The organism is Actinosynnema sp. NPDC004786 (assembly GCF_053601135.1).
In genome coordinates this window covers 120,132-141,054 of the sequence record NZ_JBSGBG010000009.1, presented here as the reverse complement: position 1 = coordinate 141,054, position 20,923 = coordinate 120,132, and the positions used below count along the sequence as shown (strand labels likewise).

Sequence of the window (20,923 nt, the reverse complement as noted above, 5' to 3'; positions counted from 1 at the left end):
TCCTTCACGGTGGTCCCGCGCGACCCCTCCGGATGACATCACCGCAGGTCGGAAGGCCGGCGGCGGGTCTTCGAGGCCCAGGCGGCTCGGGCCGGGGGTGTCGCGCACCCCCGACCCGAGCCGCCGTCAGTCGCCCTTCACGTTCACGATCTGCCGCAGCGTGTGGCGCACCTCGACCAGGTCCTCCGCGTCCCGCATCACGACGTCGATGTCCTTGTAGGCCGCCGGGATCTCGTCGATGAACGCGTCGGTGTCGCGGTACTCGATGCCGACCATCGCCTTGCGCAGGTCCTCCCGGCCGAACGCCCGGCGCGCGGCCGACCGCGAGTACTCCCGGCCCGCGCCGTGCGGCGAGGAGTTGAGCGCCATCCGGTTGCCCTTGCCGACCACGACGTACGACGCGGTGCCCATCGAGCCGGGGATCAGCCCGGCCCGCCCCGCCTCGGCGTTGATCGCCCCCTTGCGGGACAACCAGACCTCCTTGCCGAAGTGCGTCTCACGCTCCGTGTAATTGTGGTGACAGTTCACGACTTCCCGCCGCTCCACGTCGTGGCCGGTCCACTCCGCCACGCAGGACACGACGCGGTCCATCATCTCCTCGCGGTTGAGCCACGCGAACTCCTGGGCCCAGCGCATCTCGCGGATGTAGCGCCAGAACTCGTCCTCGCCCTCGACCAGGTAGGCCAGGTCCGGGTCGGGCAGGTCGATCCACCGCCGCGCGCACTGCTCGCGCGCCACCCGGATGTGCGTCTGGGCGATCTTGTTGCCCACGCCGCGCGACCCCGAGTGCAGGAACAGCCACACCCGGTCGGCCTCGTCCAGCGTGACCTCGATGAAGTGGTTGCCGCTGCCGAGCGTGCCGAGCTGGAGCTGCCAGTTGCCCGCGTACGAGCCGGGGTCGAAGCCGGCCTCGGCGGCCCGCTCGGCGAGCCGCTCGACCCGCTCACGGGCCGTGCCCGTCAGCGCGGTGTTGTACTTGCCCGCCGACAGCGGCACGGCGCGTTCGATCGCCCGGCGCAGCGGGGCGAGCGGGCGCGAGGCGAAGTCGTCCCGGGTGAACTGGGTGCGCACGGCGATCATGCCGCAGCCGATGTCCACGCCGACCGCGGCGGGGATGATCGCGCCCAGGGTGGGGATGACGCTGCCGACCGTCGCCCCCTTCCCGAGGTGCGCGTCGGGCATGAGCGCCAGGTGGGGGTGGATGAACGGCATGCGCGAGGTCTTCTCGGCCTGCTCGCGCGCGCCCGCGTCCAGGATGGACGCCCAGTTCACCAGTCGCTTGCTGATGTGCTCCACGGTTCTCCTCTGCTCACCCGGAGAAGTTAGGGCGTGATCGGGTGACCCGGCGACCCGGTTTTCCGCCGGCGGCCCGCGTGGCCCGCTTTTGTCGGTGCTCCCCGGTAGCGTTCGCACCGTGAACGTTGAGGAGCGGATCCGGGAACTGGCCGACCAGGTCGTGTCGCTGCGCGACGCCTACTACCGGGGCTCGCCGCTGGTGGCGGACGCGGAGTACGACGCGATCGAGGACGAGCTGCGGGCCCTGGTCGAGGCGCACCCGGAGCTGGCGCCGGACCCGAACCCGCTGGAGCAGGTGGGCGCGCCGGCGGTGCTGCACGCCCCGGTGCGGCACTCGCGGCCGATGCTGTCGCTGGAGAAGGCGACCAGGCCGGAGCAGGTCGCCGCGTTCTTCGACCGCTTCCCGGGCCAGCCGGTGGTGGTCATGCCGAAGCTGGACGGCCTCTCGCTCGCGCTGGTGTACGAGGAGGGCCGGCTGGCGCGGGCGGTCACCCGGGGTGACGGCACGACGGGCGACGACGTGACGCCGCTGGTGCGGGCGCTGGTCGACGGCGTGCCGGAGCGGGTCGAGGCACCCGGTCGGGTGGAGGTGCGCGGCGAGGCGGTGATGCTGCGGTCCACGTTCGCCGCCTACAACACCGCGCACCCGGACAAGCCGTTGATCAACCCGCGCAACGCGGCGGCGGGCACGTTGCGGGCGAAGGACGCGGCCACGGTCGCGGAGCGGCGGCTGACGTTCTTCGGCTTCGACCTCGACACCTCCGAGGGCGGCGCGGCGGCCGACCTGGAGCGCGGGTTGCGCACCCTCGGGTTCGCCGCCGCCGACATGCGCCACTGCTCGGACGCCGAGCAGGCGCAGGCGGCCATCCGGGCGATCGAGGAGGGCCGCAACGACCTGGACTACGACCTGGACGGCGCGGTGCTGCGGTTGGCCGACCGCAACGCGTTCGCCGCGGCGGGCACCCGGTCGAACTCGCCGCGCGGCGCGCTGGCGTTCAAGTTCGCGGCCGAGGAGAAGACGACCGTCCTGGCGGACGTGGTGTGGGACGTGGGCAAGACGGGCAAGATCGCCCCGGTGGCCCAGCTCGAACCGGTGTTCGTGGGCGGCACCACGGTCACCCGCGCGACGCTCGCGAACCAGGAGGTGATCCGGGCCAAGGGCATCCGGATCGGCGACACGGTGCTGGTGCGCCGGGCGGGTGACGTGATCCCGTTCGTGGCCGGGGTGCTGGACGAGTCGAAGCGCACGGGCGAGGAGCGGGAGATCGTGCCGCCCACCACGTGCCCGTCGTGCGGGCAGGCGTTGACCGAGCAGGGCAACAGCCGGGAGTTGTTCTGCACCAACGTGTCGTGCCCCGCGCAGACCGTGCGCCGGCTGATCCACTGGGCGTCGCGGGCGGCGGCGGACATCGAGGCGGTCGGTCCGGTGTGGATCGAGCGGCTGGCCGAGGCCGGGCTGCTGGAGCGGCCGTCGGACTTCTACCGGCTGACCAGGGAGCAGTTGCTGGAGTTCGACCGGATCGGCGAGACCTCGGCCACCCGCATGATCGAGTCGATCGCCGCGAGCCGGGCCGTGGGCCTGCGCCGGGCGTTGATCGGCCTGGCCATCCCGATGGCATCGGAGGGCACCGCCGCCCGGCTGTGCCGCGCGGGGTTCGGCTCGCTGGAGGAGGTCGCCGACGCGGACGAGGAGCGCCTGGTGGCGGTCGAGGACATCGGGCCGAAGGTGGCGGCCTCGCTGACCGAGCACCTCGCCCGGCTGCGGCCGGAACTGGAGCGGCTGCGGGAGCACGGGGTGTCGCTGGACGTGCGGGAGGAGGACCTGCCGCCCGTGATCGCGTCCGACGCGCCGCTGGCGGGCAAGACGGTCGTGGTCACCGGGGCGATCAGCGACCCGCGTTCGGGCGAGAAGGTGCCCCGGCCGACGTTCCAGCGGCTGTGCGAGAAGGCCGGCGCGACCACCGCGTCGTCGGTGTCGGCGAACACGGACTACCTGATCACCGGGGCCGACGTCGGCGCGAGCAAGCTGACCAAGGCGGAGAAGCTGGGCGTCGAGGTGGTGGACCAGGGCGAGATCTGGCGGCAGCTCATCGCGGCGGGCATCGCCTGACCTCCGCGCGGCGGATCACCGGGCGGTCGGGCGCTGCGGGGACGCTCCGCTCCGGGCCCCGCCCGACCGGGGACGCCCACACCGCTCCCGCTCGGGACTGCCCGCCGGGCGAGGGTGGAGCACACGGCGAGGTAGGAGGCGTCCTGCGGGCGGGCGGCACCACTCCGCGGCCGGCTCGCCGCGCCCGACCGGCGGTCACTTCGACCAGTCGACCCGCAGCTCGCCCTTCTCGGCCAGCACGGTCCGCCACCAGTCCTCGTGCTCGACGTACCACCGCACGGTCCCGGCCAGCCCGGACTCGAAGTCGATCCTCGGCTTCCACCCCAGCTCGCGTTCCAGCTTGGCCGGGTCGATGAGGTAGCGGCGGTCGTGGTTCGGGCGGTCGGCCACGTGCTCGACCCACTCCTCGGGGTCGCGGTCGAGGTGGCGCAGCACCGCGTGGACGATCGCCAGGTTGGACACCTCGTGCCGGGCGCTGATGTCGAAGATCGGCAGCAGCGCCGGGTCGGTCGCCGCCTCGGCCGGGATCGGGCCGAGGTCGGCGTGCAGCACGGTGTGGACGGCCTCGCAGTGGTCCAGGACGTGCAGCCAGTCCCGCAGTTGCCGGCCGTCGCCGTAGACGGGCGCCTTGCGGCCGCGCAGCACGTTGGTGATCATCAGCGGGATCAGCTTCTCGGGCAGCTGGTAGGGCCCGTAGTTGTTGGCGCAGTGCGTCATCCGGATGTCCATCTCCGGGTACGTCTGCATGTAGGCGCGCACCAGCACGTCGCCGGCGGCCTTGGCGGCGCTGTACGGCGTCTTGGCGTTCAGCGGGCTGGCCTCGGTGAACGCGTCGCGGTCGGCGGGCAGTTCGCCATACACCTCGATGGTGGACACGTGCAGGTGCGCGGTGACGCCCACCCGCCGGCTGCACTCCAGCAGGGCCTGCGCGCCCAGGGCGTTGGCGTGGACGAACGCCGTCGGGTCGAGGATCGCGCGGTCGTTGTGGCTCTCGGCGGCGAAGTTCACCACGTAGTCCGGGCGGACCTCCCGGTACAACGCCTCCATCCGCTCCAGGTCGGCGATGTCGACCTGACGGAATTCGACCCGGTCGCGCACGGGGTCCAGGTTGGGCAGGTTGGCGGCGAACCCGAGGTAGTCGACCGCGACCACCCTCGCGCCCGGCTCCCGGTCCACCAGGAAGTGCACGTAGTTGGCCCCGATGAAGCCCGCGGCACCGGTCACCAGGTAGGTCGCCATACCGGTCACCTTAAGCGGGAGGCCGACCGACGTCCCCGGCGTGCGCGGTCAGGCGGACCAAGGTGTCCGGGCCGAGTGTCGCCGGCGGTGTGCGGCAGGTCCGGAGCAGCCGGACCGGGGGTCGCCGACGGGTTCGGCGGGTTGCGGAGCGATCGGGCCGGGGGTCGCCGGCTGGTTCCGGAGCGGCGGGTTCCGGAGCGGTCGGGCCAGGCGGTTCGGGGCGTCCGTGGCGGGGCGTCGGCGGCGGGGCGTCGGCGGCGGCAGCGAGCGGGCGGTTCGGGCGTGGGCGGGTGGGGATGGTCGGGCTCACTCGATGGCGTGAATTGCAGGCACGGCCACGGGCATCGCACCTTGACATCCCCGACGGTGCGTCCAACCCTCGACCACGGCGACGACCGGGGGAAGTCGTGGCCATCGTCTTCGACGTGATGATGGGGGAATCATGTCGGGCAACCTCGTCCAACGACTCCACGACCTCGCGCGCGAGCAGGGCTGGCTGGACCGGCCCGCCTTCCACGTCGGTGTGGAGACCTACCGGTACGCCGACGTCTACGAGGGCGCAGGCCGGGCCGCCGCCGCGTACGCCGCGCGAGGTCTCGGCGCGGGCAGCCGGATCGCGCTCGTGCTGCCGGACGGCATCGACCTGGTGTGGGCGTTCCTCGGCGCGGTGCGCATCGGCGCGGTCGCGGTGCCGGTGAACTCGACCATGCACCCCGGCGAGGTGCGGCGCGCGATCGGGATCGCGGAGCCGCACGCGGTCGTGTGCGAGGAGGACCCGGGCGGCCCGCGCGTCGAGCGCATCGCGCCGGAAGACCTGCGGGCGGACAGCGGCGCGCCGGAGGAGCTGCGGGCGGGCGGCGGCGGGCCGGAAGACTTGGGAGTGGACGGCGGCGCGCCGTACGCCCCGGCCACCGCGGGCACGCCGGCGTACGCGGTGTTCACGTCGGGCACCACGGGCGAGCCCAAGCTGTGCTTCCACACGCACGGCGACCCGGAAGTGTTCGAGCAGGCCATCGGGTCGGTCGTCGGCATCACGCCGGACGACGTCACGTTCTCGGTGTCGCGGATGTACTTCGCCTACGGGCTCGGCAACTCGCTGTTCTTCCCGCTGCACCGGGGCGGCGCGGCGGTGTTGTCGCGCGAGCGCGCGACCGAGGACGACGCGTTGCGCATCATCAAGACCTACGGCGTGACGGTGTTCTACGGCCAGCCGAGCTTCTACGCGCGGTTGCTGCGCCACCCCGACCACCGGCCGCTGTCCGGGCTCCGGTTGGCGCTGGTCGCCGGCGAGGTGCTGCCGGAGGCGTTGGAGGCGCGGCTCAAGGACGTCCTCGGCGACCGGCTGCTGAACATCTTCGGCACCACGGAGATCGGGCACGCGCTGGTGGCCAACGCGGTCGGCCACCGGCGTGACGGCACGATCGGGCGGATCCTGCCGCCGTACCGGATGCGGATCGTGGACGAGGCGGGCGCTCCGGTGCCACCGCACGTGCCGGGCGCGCTGGAGGTGGCGGGTCCGTCGATCGCGCCCGGCGTGCGGCGGGGCGGTGACCCGCCGGCGCGGGCCGGGGACTCCTGGTACGCCACCGGTGACGCGGCCACCGCGGACGAGGACGGGTACGTGCGGCTGCACGGCCGGTTGGACGACGTGGAGATCGTCGGCGGCCAGAACGTGCACCCGGCGGAGATCGAGGACCTGCTGCTGCGGCACCCGGGGGTGCGCGAGGCCGCGGTGTGCTCGGTGCGGCGCGAGAGCGGGGTCACGACCCTGCGCGCGTGGGTCGTGCCGGCGGAGGGCGCGTCGCCGGAGGAGCTGCGGGCCGAGCTGCTCGCCGCCGCTCACGAGGCCCTGACCTGGTACAAGGTCCCGGAGGACGTGGTGTTCGCGCCCGAGCTGCCGCGCACGCCGACGGGGAAGCTGCGCCGACGCGACGTCCGCGCGATGGCGGGAGGGTGAGCCGTGGAACGGGACGCGCTCAACGGGAAGGCCGCCGCGGCGGTCCTGGTCACGATGGTGCTGTGGGCGTCGGCGTTCGTCGGCATCCGGTACGCGGGCGGGCACTTCCAGCCGGGCTCGCTGGCGCTGGGCCGGTTGCTGGTCGGCGCGGTCGCGCTGGGCGCGGTCGCCGCGGCGCGCGGCATGAGGGTGCCGCCGCGGGCGGCGTGGCCGGGGATCATCGGCTCCGGCGTGTTCTGGTTCGCGCTCTACATGGTGGCGTTGAACTGGGGTGAGCGGCACGCGGACGCGGGCACGGCGGCGCTGGTGGTCGGGGTCGGCCCGATCCTGGTGGCGTTCCTGGCCGGGTGGCTGCTGCGCGAGGGGTTCCCGGTCAGGCTGCTGGTCGGGCTCGGGATCGCGTTCGCGGGCGTCGCGGCGGTCGGGCTGGCCGGCGGTGGCGGCTCGACCACCGCCCTGGGCGTGGTGCTGTGCGTGGTCGCGGCGGCCGGGTACGCGGTCGGGGTGGTGGCGCAGAAGCCGGCCCTGCGGCACGCGTCCGCCCTGCAGGCCACGACGTTCGGCTGCGTGGTCGGCGCGGTCGCGTGCCTGCCGTTCGGCGGGCAGCTCGTCGCCGACCTGCGTGCCGCGCCCGCGAGCGCGACGCTGGCGGTGGTGTACCTGGGGTTGCTGCCGACCGCGCTGGCGTTCTACACGTGGGCGTACGCGCTGTCCCACATGACGACCGGCAAGCTCGGTGCGACCACGTACCTGGTGCCGGCGATCGTCGTGCTGCTGTCGTGGGCGGTGTTGGACGAGGTGCCGGGGCCGATCGCGTTGGCGGGCGGCGCGCTGTGCCTGGTCGGCGTCGCGGTGTCGCGCGGCAGGCCCCGACCGCCGGAGGGCCGGGTGGGCGGTCGGCGGGTCGGGAACGCCGTGGTGCTCCCGTCGCGTGCGACCGCCTCGCCGGTCGCCGCCCGTCCGGCGTCGCGCGGCGGTCGCGCTCGCGACGCCGCGCGACCGGGCCGCACGGGCGGCCGACGCCGCTGACCCAGCGGATTCCCTTTGCGCTCCAATGGAAAACGGCTCGAAGAACGCCCTGGGGTCACGATTCGGCACACGCCCGTCACGGCGTCCGGCCGGCCGGCGATGTACGCGGTGAGTCGGGAGTCCGGACGAGCACCGCGGCGTCAGCCGCGGAGGATCGGGGGGTGCATGACGACAGCCGGGCCGCGCCGGTAGATGGCCGCCGGGCGGCCGCCGTTGCCGGTGGTCCGCTCCCCCGTCGGGACCAGGAAGCCGTCCACACCGGTCACCTTGCGGTGGAAGTTGCGCGGGTCCAGCTCCTCGGACCACACGATCTCGTAGACGCGGCGCAGCTCGGAGATGGTGAACTCGGGACCGCAGAACGCCGCCGCGAGGGTCGTGTACTCGAGCTTCGCGCGGGCGCGGTCGACGGCGTCGGCGATGATCCGGGCGTGGTCGAACGCGAGCAGCCGCTTGCGGCCCAGCACGCGGTCCACGGGCACCCACTTGGCCTTGTCCGCGTCCCCCCCGGCCGTGGGCGTGGGCAGGTCGGGCACGACGGCCAGGTAGCAGATGGTCACCACGCGGCCGCGCGGGTCCCGACCGGGCGCGCCGTAGGTGCGGAGCTGTTCGAGGTGCAGGGTGCCCGCGTCGAGCCCGGTCTCCTCGGCCAGCTCCCGCGCCGCGGCGACGTCGATGTCCTCGTCCTCGCTGGACAGGAAGCCGCCGGGTAGCGCGAGACGGCCCTGGTACGGCTCGACGCCCCGGTTGACCAGCAGGACCTGGAGCCGGCCGTCCCTGATGGTGAGGACGGCGAGGTCGACGGCGATAGCCACCAGCGGGATGGTCCACGAGTCGTTCATCCCGCCACCCTAACTTCTCGTCGTTGCGACGACAACGAGTAAGCGTCATGTTGACGAAAACCATCGCCCACCATTACCGTCACTCTGACGGCAACTCCGCACACCTGAACAGGAGTCACGGATGATCGTGATCCTCACGGCGCTCGAGGTGGAACGCTCCGCCGTCGTGGCCCTCTTGACGGGCGTCCGCACCCGCCGCGTGCCCACCGGGGAGGTGTTCGACGTCGGCTCGCTGCACGGCCGGGAGGTCGCCGTCGGGCTGACCGGCGCGGGCACCGGGGCCGCGGCGATCATCACCGAGCGCGCGATCGGCGCGTTCCGGCCGACCGCCGTGCTGTTCGTGGGTGTGGCGGGAGGGTTGCGCGAGTGGCTGGCGATCGGGGACGTCGTCGTCGCCACCCGCGTGTACGCCTACCACGGGGTGCGCAGCGACCGGGACGGCGACCACGCCCGACCGCGCGCCTACGAGTCGTCGTACGCCCTGACCACGGCGGCCCGCGTGCTCGCGCGGACCCCGGCGTGGCGGGCGGCGCTGCCGCCCGGCGAGGAGCCCACCGTCCACTTCGAACCGATCGCGTCCGGCGAGGTCGTGCTGAACAACCGCGAGTCCTACACCGCGCGGCACCTCGACCACCACTACAACGACGCCGCCGCGATCGAGACGGAGAGCGCCGGGGTGGCGCAGTCCGGCCACATGCACGAGTCACTGCCGACCATCACCGTCCGCGCCATCAGCGACTTCGCGGACGGCGGGAAGGACGCCGCCGACCGGGGCGGGTCGCAGCGGCGGGCGGCGCGCAACGCGGCGCTGTTCGCCGCCGCGCTCGTCGCCGAGCTACCGCACGCCGACGGCGAAGCCGCCACCTCCGAGGAACGGAAGACGCACATGACCGTCAACAACACGCTCTCCGGCAACGCCAACGTGGCCGTGCAGGCGGGCACCATCAACGGCGGCCTCTGGCTGGGCGGCCAGGGCCACCGGCGGCCCGACCGCGGCGAGGCCGTGGCCCGGCTCACCACCGCCGTGGCCGAGGCGCACCGGGCGGGACGGTTGTCCCGGGAGGTCTACGACCACGCGATGCTGCGCCTGGACGACCTGCGCACCACCGCCGAGGGCGACGCCGCGGCCGTCACCGCGAACGCCCGCGTGCTCGACGTGATGTTCCGCGACCACCCCGACCTGCGCGGCCTGGTCGCGGCCGTCCTCGCCGGGGGTGCGGCGTGACCGACACCGTGATGAACAACGAGGTCAGGGGCGACAACAACAACACCGTGCAGGTCGGCGTGGTCAACGGCGGCGCGGTCTTCCACGGCGACACCAGCTTCTACCAGGTCACGCGCGAGGACCCGCCGCAGCGCAAGTACGAGGTGGCGCGCAACCACCTGGCCGGCGGGTCGCCGCGGTTGGCCGAGGAACTGCTCGCCGAGGTGGTCAGGTCGGACCTGTTATCCACCTCGGTCGCCTACCACTTCGCCCTCGCCACGCTCAGCGAGCGGTCCATCAACGAGCTGACGCCGGTCGAGTACCGGCAGATCCAGGACGCGCTGAACATCGCCGGCCGGTTCCCGCGCGACTCCTGGAGCGACGCGCTGCACGTCATCGGCGGCCTCATGCAGGCCGTGATCGACCAGGAACGCCGCCCCGAGCCGGACTTCGACGCCCTGGACCAGGTGCTCGCCGAGTTCTCCCGGCTGCCCGACGAGCAGCGCGAGGAGATCACCCGGCACCTCGACATGATCATCGGCGGCGCGGTGCAGGACCAGCTCGACAAGGTCACCGCCGTCGCCATCGCCCAGGCCCGCACGTCGCACGGCCGCGCGGACCGGGCGTGGAAGTTCTTCGAGCCGGAGCCGGAGGAGCCCCGCCTGGTGCCGGCGCACGTCACGCCGCGCCCGACCGGGCCGGGCTGGTTCAAGGCCGTGCCGGGCGCGCTGGCCGTCCTCGGCGGGTTCGTGCTGCTCGGCGGCGCGGACGACGTCGTGACCGGGGGCGGGTTCGCCGGGTGGGCGGTGCTGCTGCTGGCCGGCGTCGCCGCGGTGGTGCACTGCGGCGCGCGGCGGACCGCGTTGCGGGGCCGCAGGCGGCGGCTGGACCACGAGATCGGCGCTCCGGGCCAGGTCACCGGCCGGGACGAGCTGACCCGCACCGGCAGCCCGGACTTCCGCGACGCCGTCCACCGGCTGATCGAGGCCGAGGTGCGCCGGCGGCAGCCGTCGGCGTCGAAGGACCGGCAGGAGTGGCACGAGGCCGTCCGGCAGGCGTCCTGGGCGTTGTTCCTGACCATCGTCCGCACCTACGGCACGCCCATGCCCGACGACGAGGACGAGTACCGCCGCGCCGTCAAGCGGGAGGTCCGCGCGGGCACGCTCAAGTGGCTGATCCGGATGCACGTGCGGGACTGGGCGCGGCGGTGGGAGGCCGGGACGCTGTTCGAGCACACCGGCACGAACGCCCGGGAGGTGCTGTGGGGCGGGCTGGTCGCGGTGTCCGGCGCGGTCGCCGTGCTCGGGGGGTACGGGATGCTCGCGGCGAGCGGCGGCACGGCGGCGGGCGCCGGGATCGTGCTGCTGGTGCTCGCGGGCGCGGCGGCGCTGGCCGCGGGTGGCGCGCAGGTGCTCGGGACGTCCTTCGCGGTGCGGCTGGAGGAGGCCGACCGCGCCGCCGTGCTGGAGGAGGAGCGGGCCGAGTACCGGCGGTGGCGCGAGCGGTTGGCCGACCGCCCGACCGACGCCGAGATGGCGCGGTGGCTGGACTTCGACAAGGCGCACCTGAAGATCGAGGCGATGCGGCGGGCCCGGCTGACCAACCGCGACGTCGTGGCGCACGTCGTGCTGACCGAGGGGCTGCCGCACGCGAAGCGGGCGAGGTACATCTACGGGCCGCCGCGCTACTCGTCGTACCTGGTGCTGGTGTTCCTGCTGACCGACAACGGCGTCCGCGAGTTCCGGGTGGACCTGGGGTTCGAGGACGGCTCGGTGCGCAACGAGCGGCGGGCGTCGTTCCGGTACGACGCGCTCGTGCTCGCGCAGGTGACCGAGGTCGGCATCCGGTTCGCGGGCGAGCGCAGGCACATCGTGGTGTTCAAGGACAACGACATCGCGGCCGTCACGGACCCCCGGGAGGGGATGGTGGTGAGCCGGGCGCTGTGCCTGTCGCTCAAGAACAGCCACGACATCAACCTGGTGATCGAGAACTTCGAAGGGCTGAGCGACCAGGAGGTCGAGGACCGGGGCCACCTGGAGGAGCTGGCGCTCGGCTCGTCCGGGGTGACGTCGGCGCTGTACATCCTGGAGGCGGTGGCGGCCGAGGGGCCGGGCTGGATCACCGAGGAGCGCAGGCGACGGGACCGCAGGCTCCGGGAGTGGGCCCGGACGGAGGGCGATCCGGGGGTGCTGGAGCACCGCGCGCCGATCCGCGCCATCGAGTCGACGCGCCTCGACCCGCGCGAGGACCAACGCCCCGACCGGAACGGCGACCGGTTCGACCGCGACGGCTCCTGACGGGACGCGGATCGGCGGGGGCCGACCCCGCCGATCCGCGCCACGGCGCACCTCGGGGCCGCAGGGGGTAGCGGCCCGGCGGTGCGGGCGGGAACGGGCGGCGGCGAGCGGCAGGCGGGAGCCGGCGGCAGCGGGCGGGAGCCGGCGGGAGCGGGCGGCAGGCGGCGGGCAGGCGGCAGGCAGGAGCGGGCGGCGGCAGGCGGGAGCGGGCGGGAGCGGGCGAGAGCGGGCGGCGGCGAGCGGCGGGTGGGAGCGAGCGGCGGGCGAGAGCGGGCGGGAGCGAGCGGCCGGTGAGAGCGGGCGGGAGCGGGCGGCGGCAGGCGGGCATGAGCGGCGTGGGGGGCGGGGGTTCGGGCGTAGTGGTCGGTTGTGCGGGCGTAGCGGCCGGTCGGGTGGGAGCGATCACGCCGGTGGAGTCCCGCTCACCCAGGAGGACCGCGTGTCCCGTTCACCCCGCTTGCTCACGGCGGTGGCCGCCGCCGCCCTGCTCCTCGCCGTCCCGGCCCACGCGCAGGACGTGCCCTCGGCCACCGTCACGACCCCGACGACCGGCGCGGGCGTCGAGGTCGGCGTGCCGCTGCTGATCACCGGCAGCTCGTTCAGCGCCACCCCCGAAGCCGTCACCACCGAACTGACCTTCGACGGCGGCGCGACGTGGGTCGCCGCGGAGACGGTGCGCGTGCTGGCCGGTTGGCGCGCGGACTGGCGGCACACCTACACGCCGCCGGCCGCGGGCGACCTCGCCATCGCCGCCCGCGCGGTGACCGGGACGGGCGCGGGCGCGGCCGGGCCCGCGGTGACGGTGCACGTCGGCGGCACGACCACGCCCCAGCCGGTGAACTGCGCGGTCCGCTGCGAGTTCACCTCGCCCTACGCGCCCGAGGTGGACGACCCCGACGCGCAGCCGGTCGAGGTGGGCGTGCGGGTGCGGCTCGACCGGCCGGGCGTGATCCTGGGCGCGTCCCTGCTGCGCGGCGCGTACCGGGGGCCGATCACCCTGCGCATGTGGTCCGACGACGGCGTGCTGCTGGCCGAGCGGGAGTGGGACCACCCCGGCCGGATGGCCGAGATCGACTTCCCGGCCCCGGTCCCGGTCGAGGCCGGCCGCGACTACGTCGTCTCCTACTACACCCCGCAGGGCGGCTACGCCTCCTCCGAGAACCACTTCACCGGCACGGTGGTGCACGCGCCGTTCACCGCACCGCACGACGGCACGCACGGCGCGGGCGTCTACCACTACGGGACCGGCGGCGGCTTCCCGACCGACGCCTGGCACGACAGCACCTACTGGGTGCAGCCGGAGTTCCGGGGCTGACCCCTCTCCGCAATAGTGCGTCCTCCCCCACCCCCGGCGGCCCGACCATGGGACGTGGTCGACTGACCGGGGGTGGGGGGTTGCCGGACGGGGCGGAGTACGACGCGTTCATCAGCTACAGCCACAGGCAGGACCGGCTGACGGGTCCCGCGCTGCGCACCGGGCTCCAGCGCATGGCCAAGCCCTGGTACCGGCTGCGGGCGATGCGCGTGTTCCTGGACAACGCGAGCCTGTCGGCCGACCCGGACCTGTGGGGGTCGATCGAACGGGCGCTGGCGGCCTCGCGGTGGCTGGTGCTCATGGCCTCCGTCGACGCCGCGCGCTCGGTGTGGGTGGCGCGGGAGGTCGAGTGGTGGCTGACCCACCGGTCCGCCGACCGCATCCTGCTGGTGGTGACCGACGGCGAGCCCGACCCCGACCACGAGCGGACGGCGCTGCCGCCGCCGTTGCGCGCCGCGATGGCCGTCGAGCCGCGCTGGGTGGACCTGCGGTGGCTGCGGGACGCCGACCGCGTCGACCAGGCCGACGCCCGCTTCCGCGACTGCGTCGCCGACGTCGCCGCGGCCGTGCGCGGCGTGCCCAAGGACGCCCTCGTCGGCGAGGACGTGCGCCGGCACCGCACGACGCTGCGCCTGGCCCGCGCCGCGGTGGTGGCGTTGGCGCTGCTCGCGGTGCTCGCCGTGGTCGGCGCGGTGGTGGCGGTCGTGCAGCGGGACAACGCCCGCACCGAGGCGCGGATCGCGACCGCCCGCGGCCTGGCGTCGGCCGCGCTGGCGAACGTCGACACCCGGCTGGACCTCGCGCAGCTGCTCGCCGTGGAGGCGTACCGGACCGACCCGCAGCCGGTGACCCGGTCGGTGCTGTTCCAGGTGCTGGCCGCGAGCCCCCGGCTCGACCGGTACCTGCACGTCGGGTCGCCGGTCACCGCGGTCGCGGTCTCGCGGGACGGCCGGGTCGCCGTGGCGGGCACCGCGGACGGCCGCGTGGTGCGGTGGGACCTGCACGGCGACGCCCGGACCGAGGTCTCCGTCGAGCACCCGGTGGTCGACGTCGCGGTGGACGCCGACGGCGTGACGGCGGCCGTGCTGGCCGAGGGCCGCGCGGTGCGCTGGGACGGCCGGGACTCCCTCACCGACGTCGAGGTGCCCGCCGGGCACAACCGGGGCAGCGCGGCGATCTCGCCGTCCGGCGACGTCGTCGCGTTCACCACCCACCACCTCGACCCCGGTGACACCCGCGACTCCAGCGGCAGGCTGGTCGCGCACGACCGGCGCACCGGGCGGACCACCGAGTCCGTCGCGCACAACTGGCCGGACAAGGTCGCGCTGCGCTCCGACGACGAACTCGCGGTGCTGGGGAGCACGGAGTGGCAGGTCCGCTCGGTCGCCGACCTGGCCGTGCGGAGGTCCGTGCCGGTGTCGGTGATGCCCGCGGACGGCGGGTTCGCCGTGGGCTACTCGCCCGACGGCGGCCACTTCGCCTGGATGCGGGACGGCGAGACCTGGCAGTGGCGCACCGAGGGCGTCCAGGCGGCGGACTACGACACGGCGGACGCGAGCCTGGCCGTGGGCGAGCCCAACCCCGAGTCGCTCGCCGTCAGCCCGGACGGCGGGCGCGTCGCGGTCGGCCACGCGGGCGTCGTGCACGTCGTGGACACCTCCGGGGCCGACCAGGGCGAGCGGTGGCGGCTGCCGGGCAACAGCGTCCCGGTCGGCGCGCTCGCGTTCGCGGGCGACTCCGACCACCTGGTGTCGGGCACCGACGACGCCCTGGTGCTGTGGGACCTGACCCGCAACACCCGGCTCGGCGCGCCGCTGCGCACCGAGGTGCCCTTCACCTGCCGGGCGTGCCGCGCGCCGTGGCTGGTCACGGCGCCGGGACGGGTCGCGGTCGCCGCGCTGGGACGCGTCCAGGTGGAGACCGACGACGGCGTCACCGGCGGGTTCGAGGACGAGCGGGTGAACGACTACCACACCGTGCCGGTGTGGAGCGCGGACGGCTCGCGGTTGCTGGTGCTGTCGTCGCCGAGCGGGACCGTCCACGTCCACGACGGCGACGAGGTGGTCGACCGGTGGCCCGCCGTGCCGGGGGTGGAGGACGTGATGGCCGCCCGCGCGTCCGCCGACGGGACGCGGCTGGTGGTGGTCGACCAGGACGGCCGGGTGCACGTGCTGGACGCGGCCACCGGCGAGGAGCGGGCGGTGGTGGCGACCGGTGTCGACACGTCCCTGTTCAGCAGGCCCGTGCAGGCCGACCGGGCCTCGATCAGCGCCGACGGCCTGCGGGTCGCGGTGTCGGGGACGGACGCGGTGGTGCTGGTCGACGTCGCCGCGGGCACGACCCGCGAGCTGCCGGGCGGCCCCGCGACCTCGGTGCACCACACCGACGGGCACCTGCTGGTGCAGCGGCGGACCGCGATCGAGGTGTGGGACCGCGACGGGACCGGGCTGGTCCGGTCCGTGCCGTCCACCGGGGTGTGGACGCCCGGCCTGACCACCACCCCGGACGGCCGGCTGGCCGCCCGGATCCGCGCCGACCACGTGCTCGTGCTGACCGACCTGGAGTCCGGCGGCGAGCTGGGCGCGATCCCGCTCGCGCCCGCCACGCAGGGGATGCCCCAGCTCACCGCGGTCGCCGTCACCACCGACGGGCGGCACCTGCTGACCGCCGAACCCGGCGGCGGGCGCCTGACCCGCTGGAGCCTGGACGAGCGGGACTGGGTGCGGGCCGCGTGCGCCTCGGCCGGGCGCGACCTCACCGCCGACGAGTGGCGGCGGTACGTGGGCACCCGTCCCCCCGACCGGCTCGACTGCCGGCGGTAACGCCGGAGCGGTCCAGGCGGAGATACCCGGGCAGGGAGGCGCCATGCGCAGGGTCATGCCGATCTACCTGGCGGTCAACTCGTCGCCGTCGATGGCGGGCCGGCTGCCCGAGGTCGGGCAGCTGCTCGACGCCCTGGCCGACGAGCTGCTGTACTCGCCGCTGCTGGGCGAACGGGTCCGGCTGTGCCTGGTCACGTTCTCCGACACGGCCCGCTGCGTGCTGCCGCTGTCCGACCTGACCGAGGGCTTCCCCCGGCCCCCGCTCACCGCCGGCCGCAGGACGCTGTTCGCGCCCGTGTTCGACCTGCTCGGCAAGCTGATCGGGGCGGACGCGTCGGCGCACGTGGCGTCCGGCATCACGTTCGACCGGCCGCTGGTCGTCCTGATCACCGACGGCGTGCCGCTGGACCGGGGCTGGCAGCGGTCGTTCGACCGGTTCTACCAGGGCAGCCACCCGCGCACCCTGCTGGTCGCCGTCGGGCTCGACCCGGCGCGGGCGCACGAGCTGGGCGGCCTGCTGCTGGCCTCCGACGTGCGGGTGCTCGACGACACGGCGGACCAGCCGCTGGCCGCGCAGGTCCGGTCGCTGCTCTCGAACCACCTGGACGCGCTGACGACCTCGCGCATGATCGTCCGCCCGGAGGACGGGTGACCGCGAACCCGTGGCCCGCGATGCCCCGGCGGCTCGCCGAAGCCGAGGTCGGGTACGGGGAGCAGGTGGCGCAGGGCGGCTCCGCCCGGGTGTTCGCCGTGCCCGGCGAGCGCAGGTCGCTGCTCTACAAGAAGTACCACGAGCGGCACGGCGGCGCGGACCTCGACCGGCTGGTGGAGGTCTACGCCGGGCTGGACGACGCGGCCGCCGCCTCCGTGCGCGAACGGTTGGCGTGGCCGGTGGCGGTGGTGCGCGACGGCGAGGACGTGGTCGGCGCGCTGGTCGTGCGCGCCGGTCCGGCGTTCCACGTCGCGCTGCCGGACGGGCGGACCCGGGTCCGGGACCTGAACTTCCTGCTGTACGAGAAGCGGGCGGAGCGGTTGGGGGTGCGCCGGGCCACCGACCGGCAGAAGGTCGAGCTGCTGGACCGGCTGGTCGAGGCGTTGTCGTGGCTGGACGACCGGGGCTTCGTGCACGAGGACCTGGCCGCGCACAACGTGCTGTGGGCGCTGGACCCGCCGTCGGTGTTCGTGCTGGACTGCGACTCGCTGCGGGCGGTGGCGGAGCCGGGCGACCAGCCGCTCTACACCACCGTCGACTGGACCGACCCGCGCGTGCTGTCCGGCGAGGTCGGCCGGCCCGACCGGGCGTCCACGTCGTACGTGCTGGGGCTGCTGGCCGCGCGGACCCTCGTCTCGCCCTACTGGCACCCCGGTGACGACCTGCCGGCCGACCGGCTCCCGGCCGCGCTGGCGCCGCTGGTCGCCAGGGCCGCGGGCGCCGCGGGCGACCGGCCGTCGTTGGCGGAGTGGGGCCGGGCGCTGGACCGGGCGCTGCCGCAGACCCGGGGCGCGGTGGTCGAGCCGGAGGCGGCGGGCGACCCGGCCGCGGTGCGCCGGGCCGACCGGGTGTCGTTCGCGCTGGGGCTGCTGCTGGGCGCGTGCGTCGCGATCCTCCTGCTGGCGAGGTTCGTGTGATGCGGGCGGCCCTGGCCGGGCTCTCGGAGTGGGCCGAGCAGGCGGCGAAGGTCACCACGGGCGTCGCCGGGCTGTCCTACGCGTTCGGGTGGGTGCTGACGGCGCGCTTCTACTGGGCGCTGGGGGTGGAGCCGGAGGACGCCGGGATCACGTTCACGTGGTTGGTCGCGCGGGCGTTCCTGGTCGGGATCGTGGCGTTGGTCCTGGTCCTGGCCGTGCGGTGGTTGCAGGAGCGGGCCGCGTCGGCGGGGTCGGCGGACGTCGTCGTGTCGGTGGGCACCGGGGTGCGGTCGCTCGTGGTGCGGCTGCCCCTGCGCGGGCGGCACTGGGCGCGCGGCCTGGCGGGCGCGCTGGTCGGGTTCGCGGTGGTGTTCCTGGCCGTGCTGCCGTTCCGCCTGGCCGACCGCTTCGCGGACGACGTGCGCGCGGGCGTCCCGGTCGAGTTCGGCGTCCTGGGCATGTCGGTGATCCGGGTGACGCCGGTGCGGCTGGCGCCGGCGGACCCGGCGAAACCGCTGCCGGCCTCGGGCTGCGCCCTGCGGCTGGGCGGCAACGCGGGCACGTCGCTGTTCGTCGTGGACCAGGCGGTGCTGCGCGTGTCCGACCAGAACGCGCACGCCACCTCGCCCTGCTAGACCGCCCACCATCCGGGACGCGCGCCCCTCGCGGTGCAACCGTGGTTACATTCCCCCCGGTGCACGACGGTCGGGGAGGTCGACTCATGCCGGACACGAGGAGCGGGGACGTGATCCCGCTGCGCACGGCGACCAAGGCGTGGTTCCTGATCTCGTTGCAGACCTTCGGCGGCCCGGCGGGCCAGATCGCGGTCATGCAGCGCACGCTCGTGGAGGAGAAGCGCTGGATCGGCAGGCAGCGGTTCCTGCACGCGTTGAACTACTGCATGCTGCTGCCCGGCCCGGAGGCCCAGCAGCTCGCGATCTACGTCGGCTGGCTGCTCAACGGCCGCCGCGGCGGGCTGATCGCCGGCACCCTGTTCGTGCTCCCCGGCATGCTCGCCCTGCTCGCGCTGTCGGCGATCTACGTGGCGTTCGGCGACACCACCGCCGTCAACGCCCTCTTCGCCGGGATCGCGCCCGCCGTGGTGGCCATCGTGGCGCAGGCGGTGTTCCGCGTCGGCAAGCGCGCCCTGCACCACCCCGCGCTCGTGGCCATCGCCGCCGGCGCGTTCGCGGCGCTGGCGCTGTTCGCGATCCCGTTCCCCGTCGTCATCGCGGCCGCCGCCGCGGTCGGGTGGGTGCTGGGCCGCTTCGCGCCGGGCGTCACGGAGCCGCGCGGCGGGCACGGCGGGGCCGACGACGGGCCCGCCCCGCTGATCGCCGACGACGCCTTGCACCACGAGGGGCCGTCGGCGCGTCGGGCGGCGGCCGTGCTCGGCGTCGGCCTCGTCGTGTGGGCCGCGCCGGTCGTCGCGGTCGCGCTGCTCACCGGGATCGGCAGCACCCTCACCGCCCAGGGCCTGTTCTTCTCCGGCACCGCCGTGATCACCTTCGGCGGGGCGTACGCCGTGCTGGCCTACGTCGCCCAACGCGCGGTCGAGGTCTACGGCTGGCTGTCCGCGGGCGACATGGTGCGCGGCCTGGCGCTGGCCGAGTCCACGCCGGGCCCGCTGATCATGGTGGTGCAGTTCGTCGCGTTCCTGGGCGCATACAACCACCCCGGCGGCCTCGACCCGTGGGTGGCGGGCGTGCTCGGCGCACTGCTGACGACGTGGGTCACCTTCGTGCCGTGCTTCCTGTTCATCCTCCTCGGCGCGCCCTACGTCGAACGCCTGCGGCACAACCGCGCCCTCTCCGCCGCGCTGACCGGCATCACCGCGGCCGTCGTCGGCGTGATCGCGAACCTCGCGCTCTACTTCGCCCTCAACACCCTCTTCCACGCCACCGCGGTCCACCGCTTCGGGCCCCTCCGCCTGGCGCTGCCCGACCTCTCGACCTTCCGCCCGGTCCAGGCGGTGATCACCGCGGTCGCGCTCGTCCTGGTCCTGGGCGTGCGCTGGTCGATGCCGCGCGTGTTGATCGCCTGCGCGGGCCTCGGCGTCGTCGCCGCGCTGGTCGGGCTCCCGGTCGCGTGACCACGTCGGCGGGGGTGGGCGGCTAGCATGGCCGGCATGGCCGGCGGCGAGGGGTCGGAGCACGGCTCCGGCTGGGTCCTGCTGTCCTACCGGCTGCCCCGCGAGCCGTCCACGCCCCGGATCTCGGTGTGGCGCAAGCTCAAGCGCCTGGGCGTGGCGCAGCTCGGCGACGGGCTGGCCGCGCTGCCGCACGACGCGCGCACCCGGGAGCAGCTGGAGTGGCTGGCGGAGGAGGTCGTGCAGGCCGGCGGCACCGCGATGGTGTGGGTGGGCCGGCCGACGGCGGCGTCCGCCGAGGAGGAGCTGGCGGCGTCGCTCGCCGCGGCACGTGCCGCGGAGTACCTGGACGTCGTCGCGGAGGCGACGGGATCGCTCGGGCTGGACCAGGCGGGGCGTCGCGCCGCCGCGCGCCGGTTGCGCCAGGAGCTGCACCGCATCCACCGGCGCGACTACTTCCCGCCGCCCGAGCGCGAGCGGGCCCGCGCCGCCGTGGCGGACCTGGCCGGCGAACGCCACCAGGACGCGCGGGAGCCGGCGTGAGGTGGGCGACCCGCCGCGGCGTGCACATCGACCGGGCCGCCTGCGCGTGGCTGATCCGGCGGTTCATCGACCCCGACGCGGAGTTCGTCTTCGTCGACGACCCGGCCGAGGTGCCCGCCGACGCGATCCCGTTCGACATGCGCGGCGTCGACCTGACCCACCACGGCGACGACTGCACGTTCGAAACCGTCCTGCGGCGCTACGACCTGGTGGACCCGGTGCTGTGGCGCATCGCCGAGGCCGTGCACGAGGCGGACCTGGAGGACGAGCTGTTCGACGCGCCCGAGGCGCGGGGCCTGGACGTGGTGCTGCGCGGGCTGTCCATGGTGTGCTCCGACGACGAGGTGCTGGCGATCACCGGTCCGGTGTTCGACGGCCTGCACGAGTTCTTCCGCCGCGCGGTGCTCCAAGGCCGCACCCCGTCGTGACCACACCGCCGCGTCCCGGCCCTCGCACCGCACCGGGGACGCGGCGCCTCACACCGAGGGCGCGGGGCATCAACCGACCAGCCCGCCGGCGACACCGCGGCGCGGACATCGCGGGACGGCACCGGT

General features: G+C 74.8%; 16 protein-coding genes. 13 read left to right on the top strand and 3 right to left on the bottom strand.

Annotation, left to right across the window (positions count from 1 at the left end; all coding sequences use genetic code 11):
* Nucleotides 1-126 precede the first annotated feature (126 nt).
* Nucleotides 127-1,296, bottom strand: coding sequence for an RtcB family protein (locus ACWEFJ_RS10455; protein ID WP_449713581.1), 1,170 nt, complete (start codon nucleotides 1,294-1,296; stop codon nucleotides 127-129).
* Nucleotides 1,297-1,414: 118 nt separating this feature from the next.
* On the opposite strand from ACWEFJ_RS10455, the gene ligA reads away from it, so the two are divergent.
* Nucleotides 1,415-3,406 carry an NAD-dependent DNA ligase LigA gene (gene ligA, locus ACWEFJ_RS10450; protein ID WP_449713580.1) on the top strand — a complete coding sequence of 664 codons (1,992 nt, stop codon included), beginning with the start codon at nucleotides 1,415-1,417 and terminating at the stop codon, nucleotides 3,404-3,406.
* Nucleotides 3,407-3,601: 195 nt separating this feature from the next.
* Here ligA and rfbB read toward each other — a convergent pair whose 3' ends face one another.
* On the bottom strand, nucleotides 3,602-4,645 hold the full coding sequence (gene rfbB, locus ACWEFJ_RS10445) for a dTDP-glucose 4,6-dehydratase (protein ID WP_449713579.1): 1,044 nt from the start codon (nucleotides 4,643-4,645) through the stop codon (nucleotides 3,602-3,604).
* A 442-nt stretch (nucleotides 4,646-5,087) separates the two neighbouring features.
* Between rfbB and ACWEFJ_RS10440 the strand changes: the two genes are divergently transcribed.
* Nucleotides 5,088-6,602 carry a class I adenylate-forming enzyme family protein gene (locus tag ACWEFJ_RS10440; protein WP_449713578.1) on the top strand — a complete coding sequence of 505 codons (1,515 nt, stop codon included), beginning with the start codon at nucleotides 5,088-5,090 and terminating at the stop codon, nucleotides 6,600-6,602.
* 3 nt (nucleotides 6,603-6,605) lie between these two features.
* On the top strand, nucleotides 6,606-7,631 hold the full coding sequence (locus tag ACWEFJ_RS10435; RefSeq protein WP_449713577.1) for a DMT family transporter: 1,026 nt from the start codon (nucleotides 6,606-6,608) through the stop codon (nucleotides 7,629-7,631).
* Between the two features lie 140 nt (nucleotides 7,632-7,771).
* Here the strand turns inward: ACWEFJ_RS10435 and ACWEFJ_RS10430 are convergent, their stop codons facing one another.
* Nucleotides 7,772-8,470: an NUDIX hydrolase gene (locus ACWEFJ_RS10430; protein ID WP_378096416.1), complete on the bottom strand. Its 699-nt coding sequence runs from the start codon at nucleotides 8,468-8,470 to the stop codon at nucleotides 7,772-7,774.
* 121 nt (nucleotides 8,471-8,591) lie between these two features.
* Here ACWEFJ_RS10430 and ACWEFJ_RS10425 point away from each other — a divergent pair, with 121 nt between their 5' ends.
* The 10 genes from ACWEFJ_RS10425 (at nucleotide 8,592) to ACWEFJ_RS10380 (ending at nucleotide 20,797) form a co-directional block, all read left to right on the top strand.
* Nucleotides 8,592-9,695: a 5'-methylthioadenosine/S-adenosylhomocysteine nucleosidase family protein gene (locus ACWEFJ_RS10425; protein ID WP_449713576.1), complete on the top strand. Its 1,104-nt coding sequence runs from the start codon at nucleotides 8,592-8,594 to the stop codon at nucleotides 9,693-9,695.
* Entirely contained in the window at nucleotides 9,692-11,971 is a 2,280-nt protein-coding gene (locus tag ACWEFJ_RS10420) for a hypothetical protein (protein ID WP_449713575.1), read from the top strand. Before ACWEFJ_RS10425 ends, ACWEFJ_RS10420 begins: the two co-directional genes overlap by 4 nt.
* Before the next feature lie 439 nt (nucleotides 11,972-12,410).
* The gene (locus ACWEFJ_RS10415) at nucleotides 12,411-13,286 is read left to right on the top strand and encodes a DUF4082 domain-containing protein (RefSeq protein ID WP_449713574.1); all 876 of its coding nucleotides are present in this window, start codon (nucleotides 12,411-12,413) and stop codon (nucleotides 13,284-13,286) included.
* 80 nt (nucleotides 13,287-13,366) lie between these two features.
* Nucleotides 13,367-16,108, top strand: coding sequence for a hypothetical protein (locus tag ACWEFJ_RS10410; protein WP_449713573.1), 2,742 nt, complete (start codon nucleotides 13,367-13,369; stop codon nucleotides 16,106-16,108).
* Nucleotides 16,109-16,151: 43 nt separating this feature from the next.
* Complete coding sequence (locus tag ACWEFJ_RS10405) at nucleotides 16,152-16,760, top strand: vWA domain-containing protein (protein WP_378095812.1); 609 nt, start codon at nucleotides 16,152-16,154, stop codon at nucleotides 16,758-16,760.
* On the top strand, nucleotides 16,757-17,737 hold the full coding sequence (locus ACWEFJ_RS10400; RefSeq protein ID WP_378095815.1) for a hypothetical protein: 981 nt from the start codon (nucleotides 16,757-16,759) through the stop codon (nucleotides 17,735-17,737). The genes ACWEFJ_RS10405 and ACWEFJ_RS10400 overlap by 4 nt, the downstream gene beginning before the upstream one ends.
* A complete protein-coding gene (locus tag ACWEFJ_RS10395) occupies nucleotides 17,737-18,372 on the top strand; it encodes a hypothetical protein (protein ID WP_378095818.1) in 636 nt (211 codons plus the stop codon). The genes ACWEFJ_RS10400 and ACWEFJ_RS10395 overlap by 1 nt, the downstream gene beginning before the upstream one ends.
* Nucleotides 18,373-18,458: 86 nt before the next feature.
* Entirely contained in the window at nucleotides 18,459-19,829 is a 1,371-nt protein-coding gene (gene chrA / locus ACWEFJ_RS10390; protein WP_449713572.1) for a chromate efflux transporter, read from the top strand.
* Between the two features lie 36 nt (nucleotides 19,830-19,865).
* Complete coding sequence (locus ACWEFJ_RS10385) at nucleotides 19,866-20,369, top strand: Chromate resistance protein ChrB (RefSeq protein ID WP_449713571.1); 504 nt, start codon at nucleotides 19,866-19,868, stop codon at nucleotides 20,367-20,369.
* Nucleotides 20,366-20,797, top strand: coding sequence for a chromate resistance protein ChrB domain-containing protein (locus tag ACWEFJ_RS10380; protein WP_378095827.1), 432 nt, complete (start codon nucleotides 20,366-20,368; stop codon nucleotides 20,795-20,797). Before ACWEFJ_RS10385 ends, ACWEFJ_RS10380 begins: the two co-directional genes overlap by 4 nt.
* Nucleotides 20,798-20,923 lie beyond the last annotated feature (126 nt).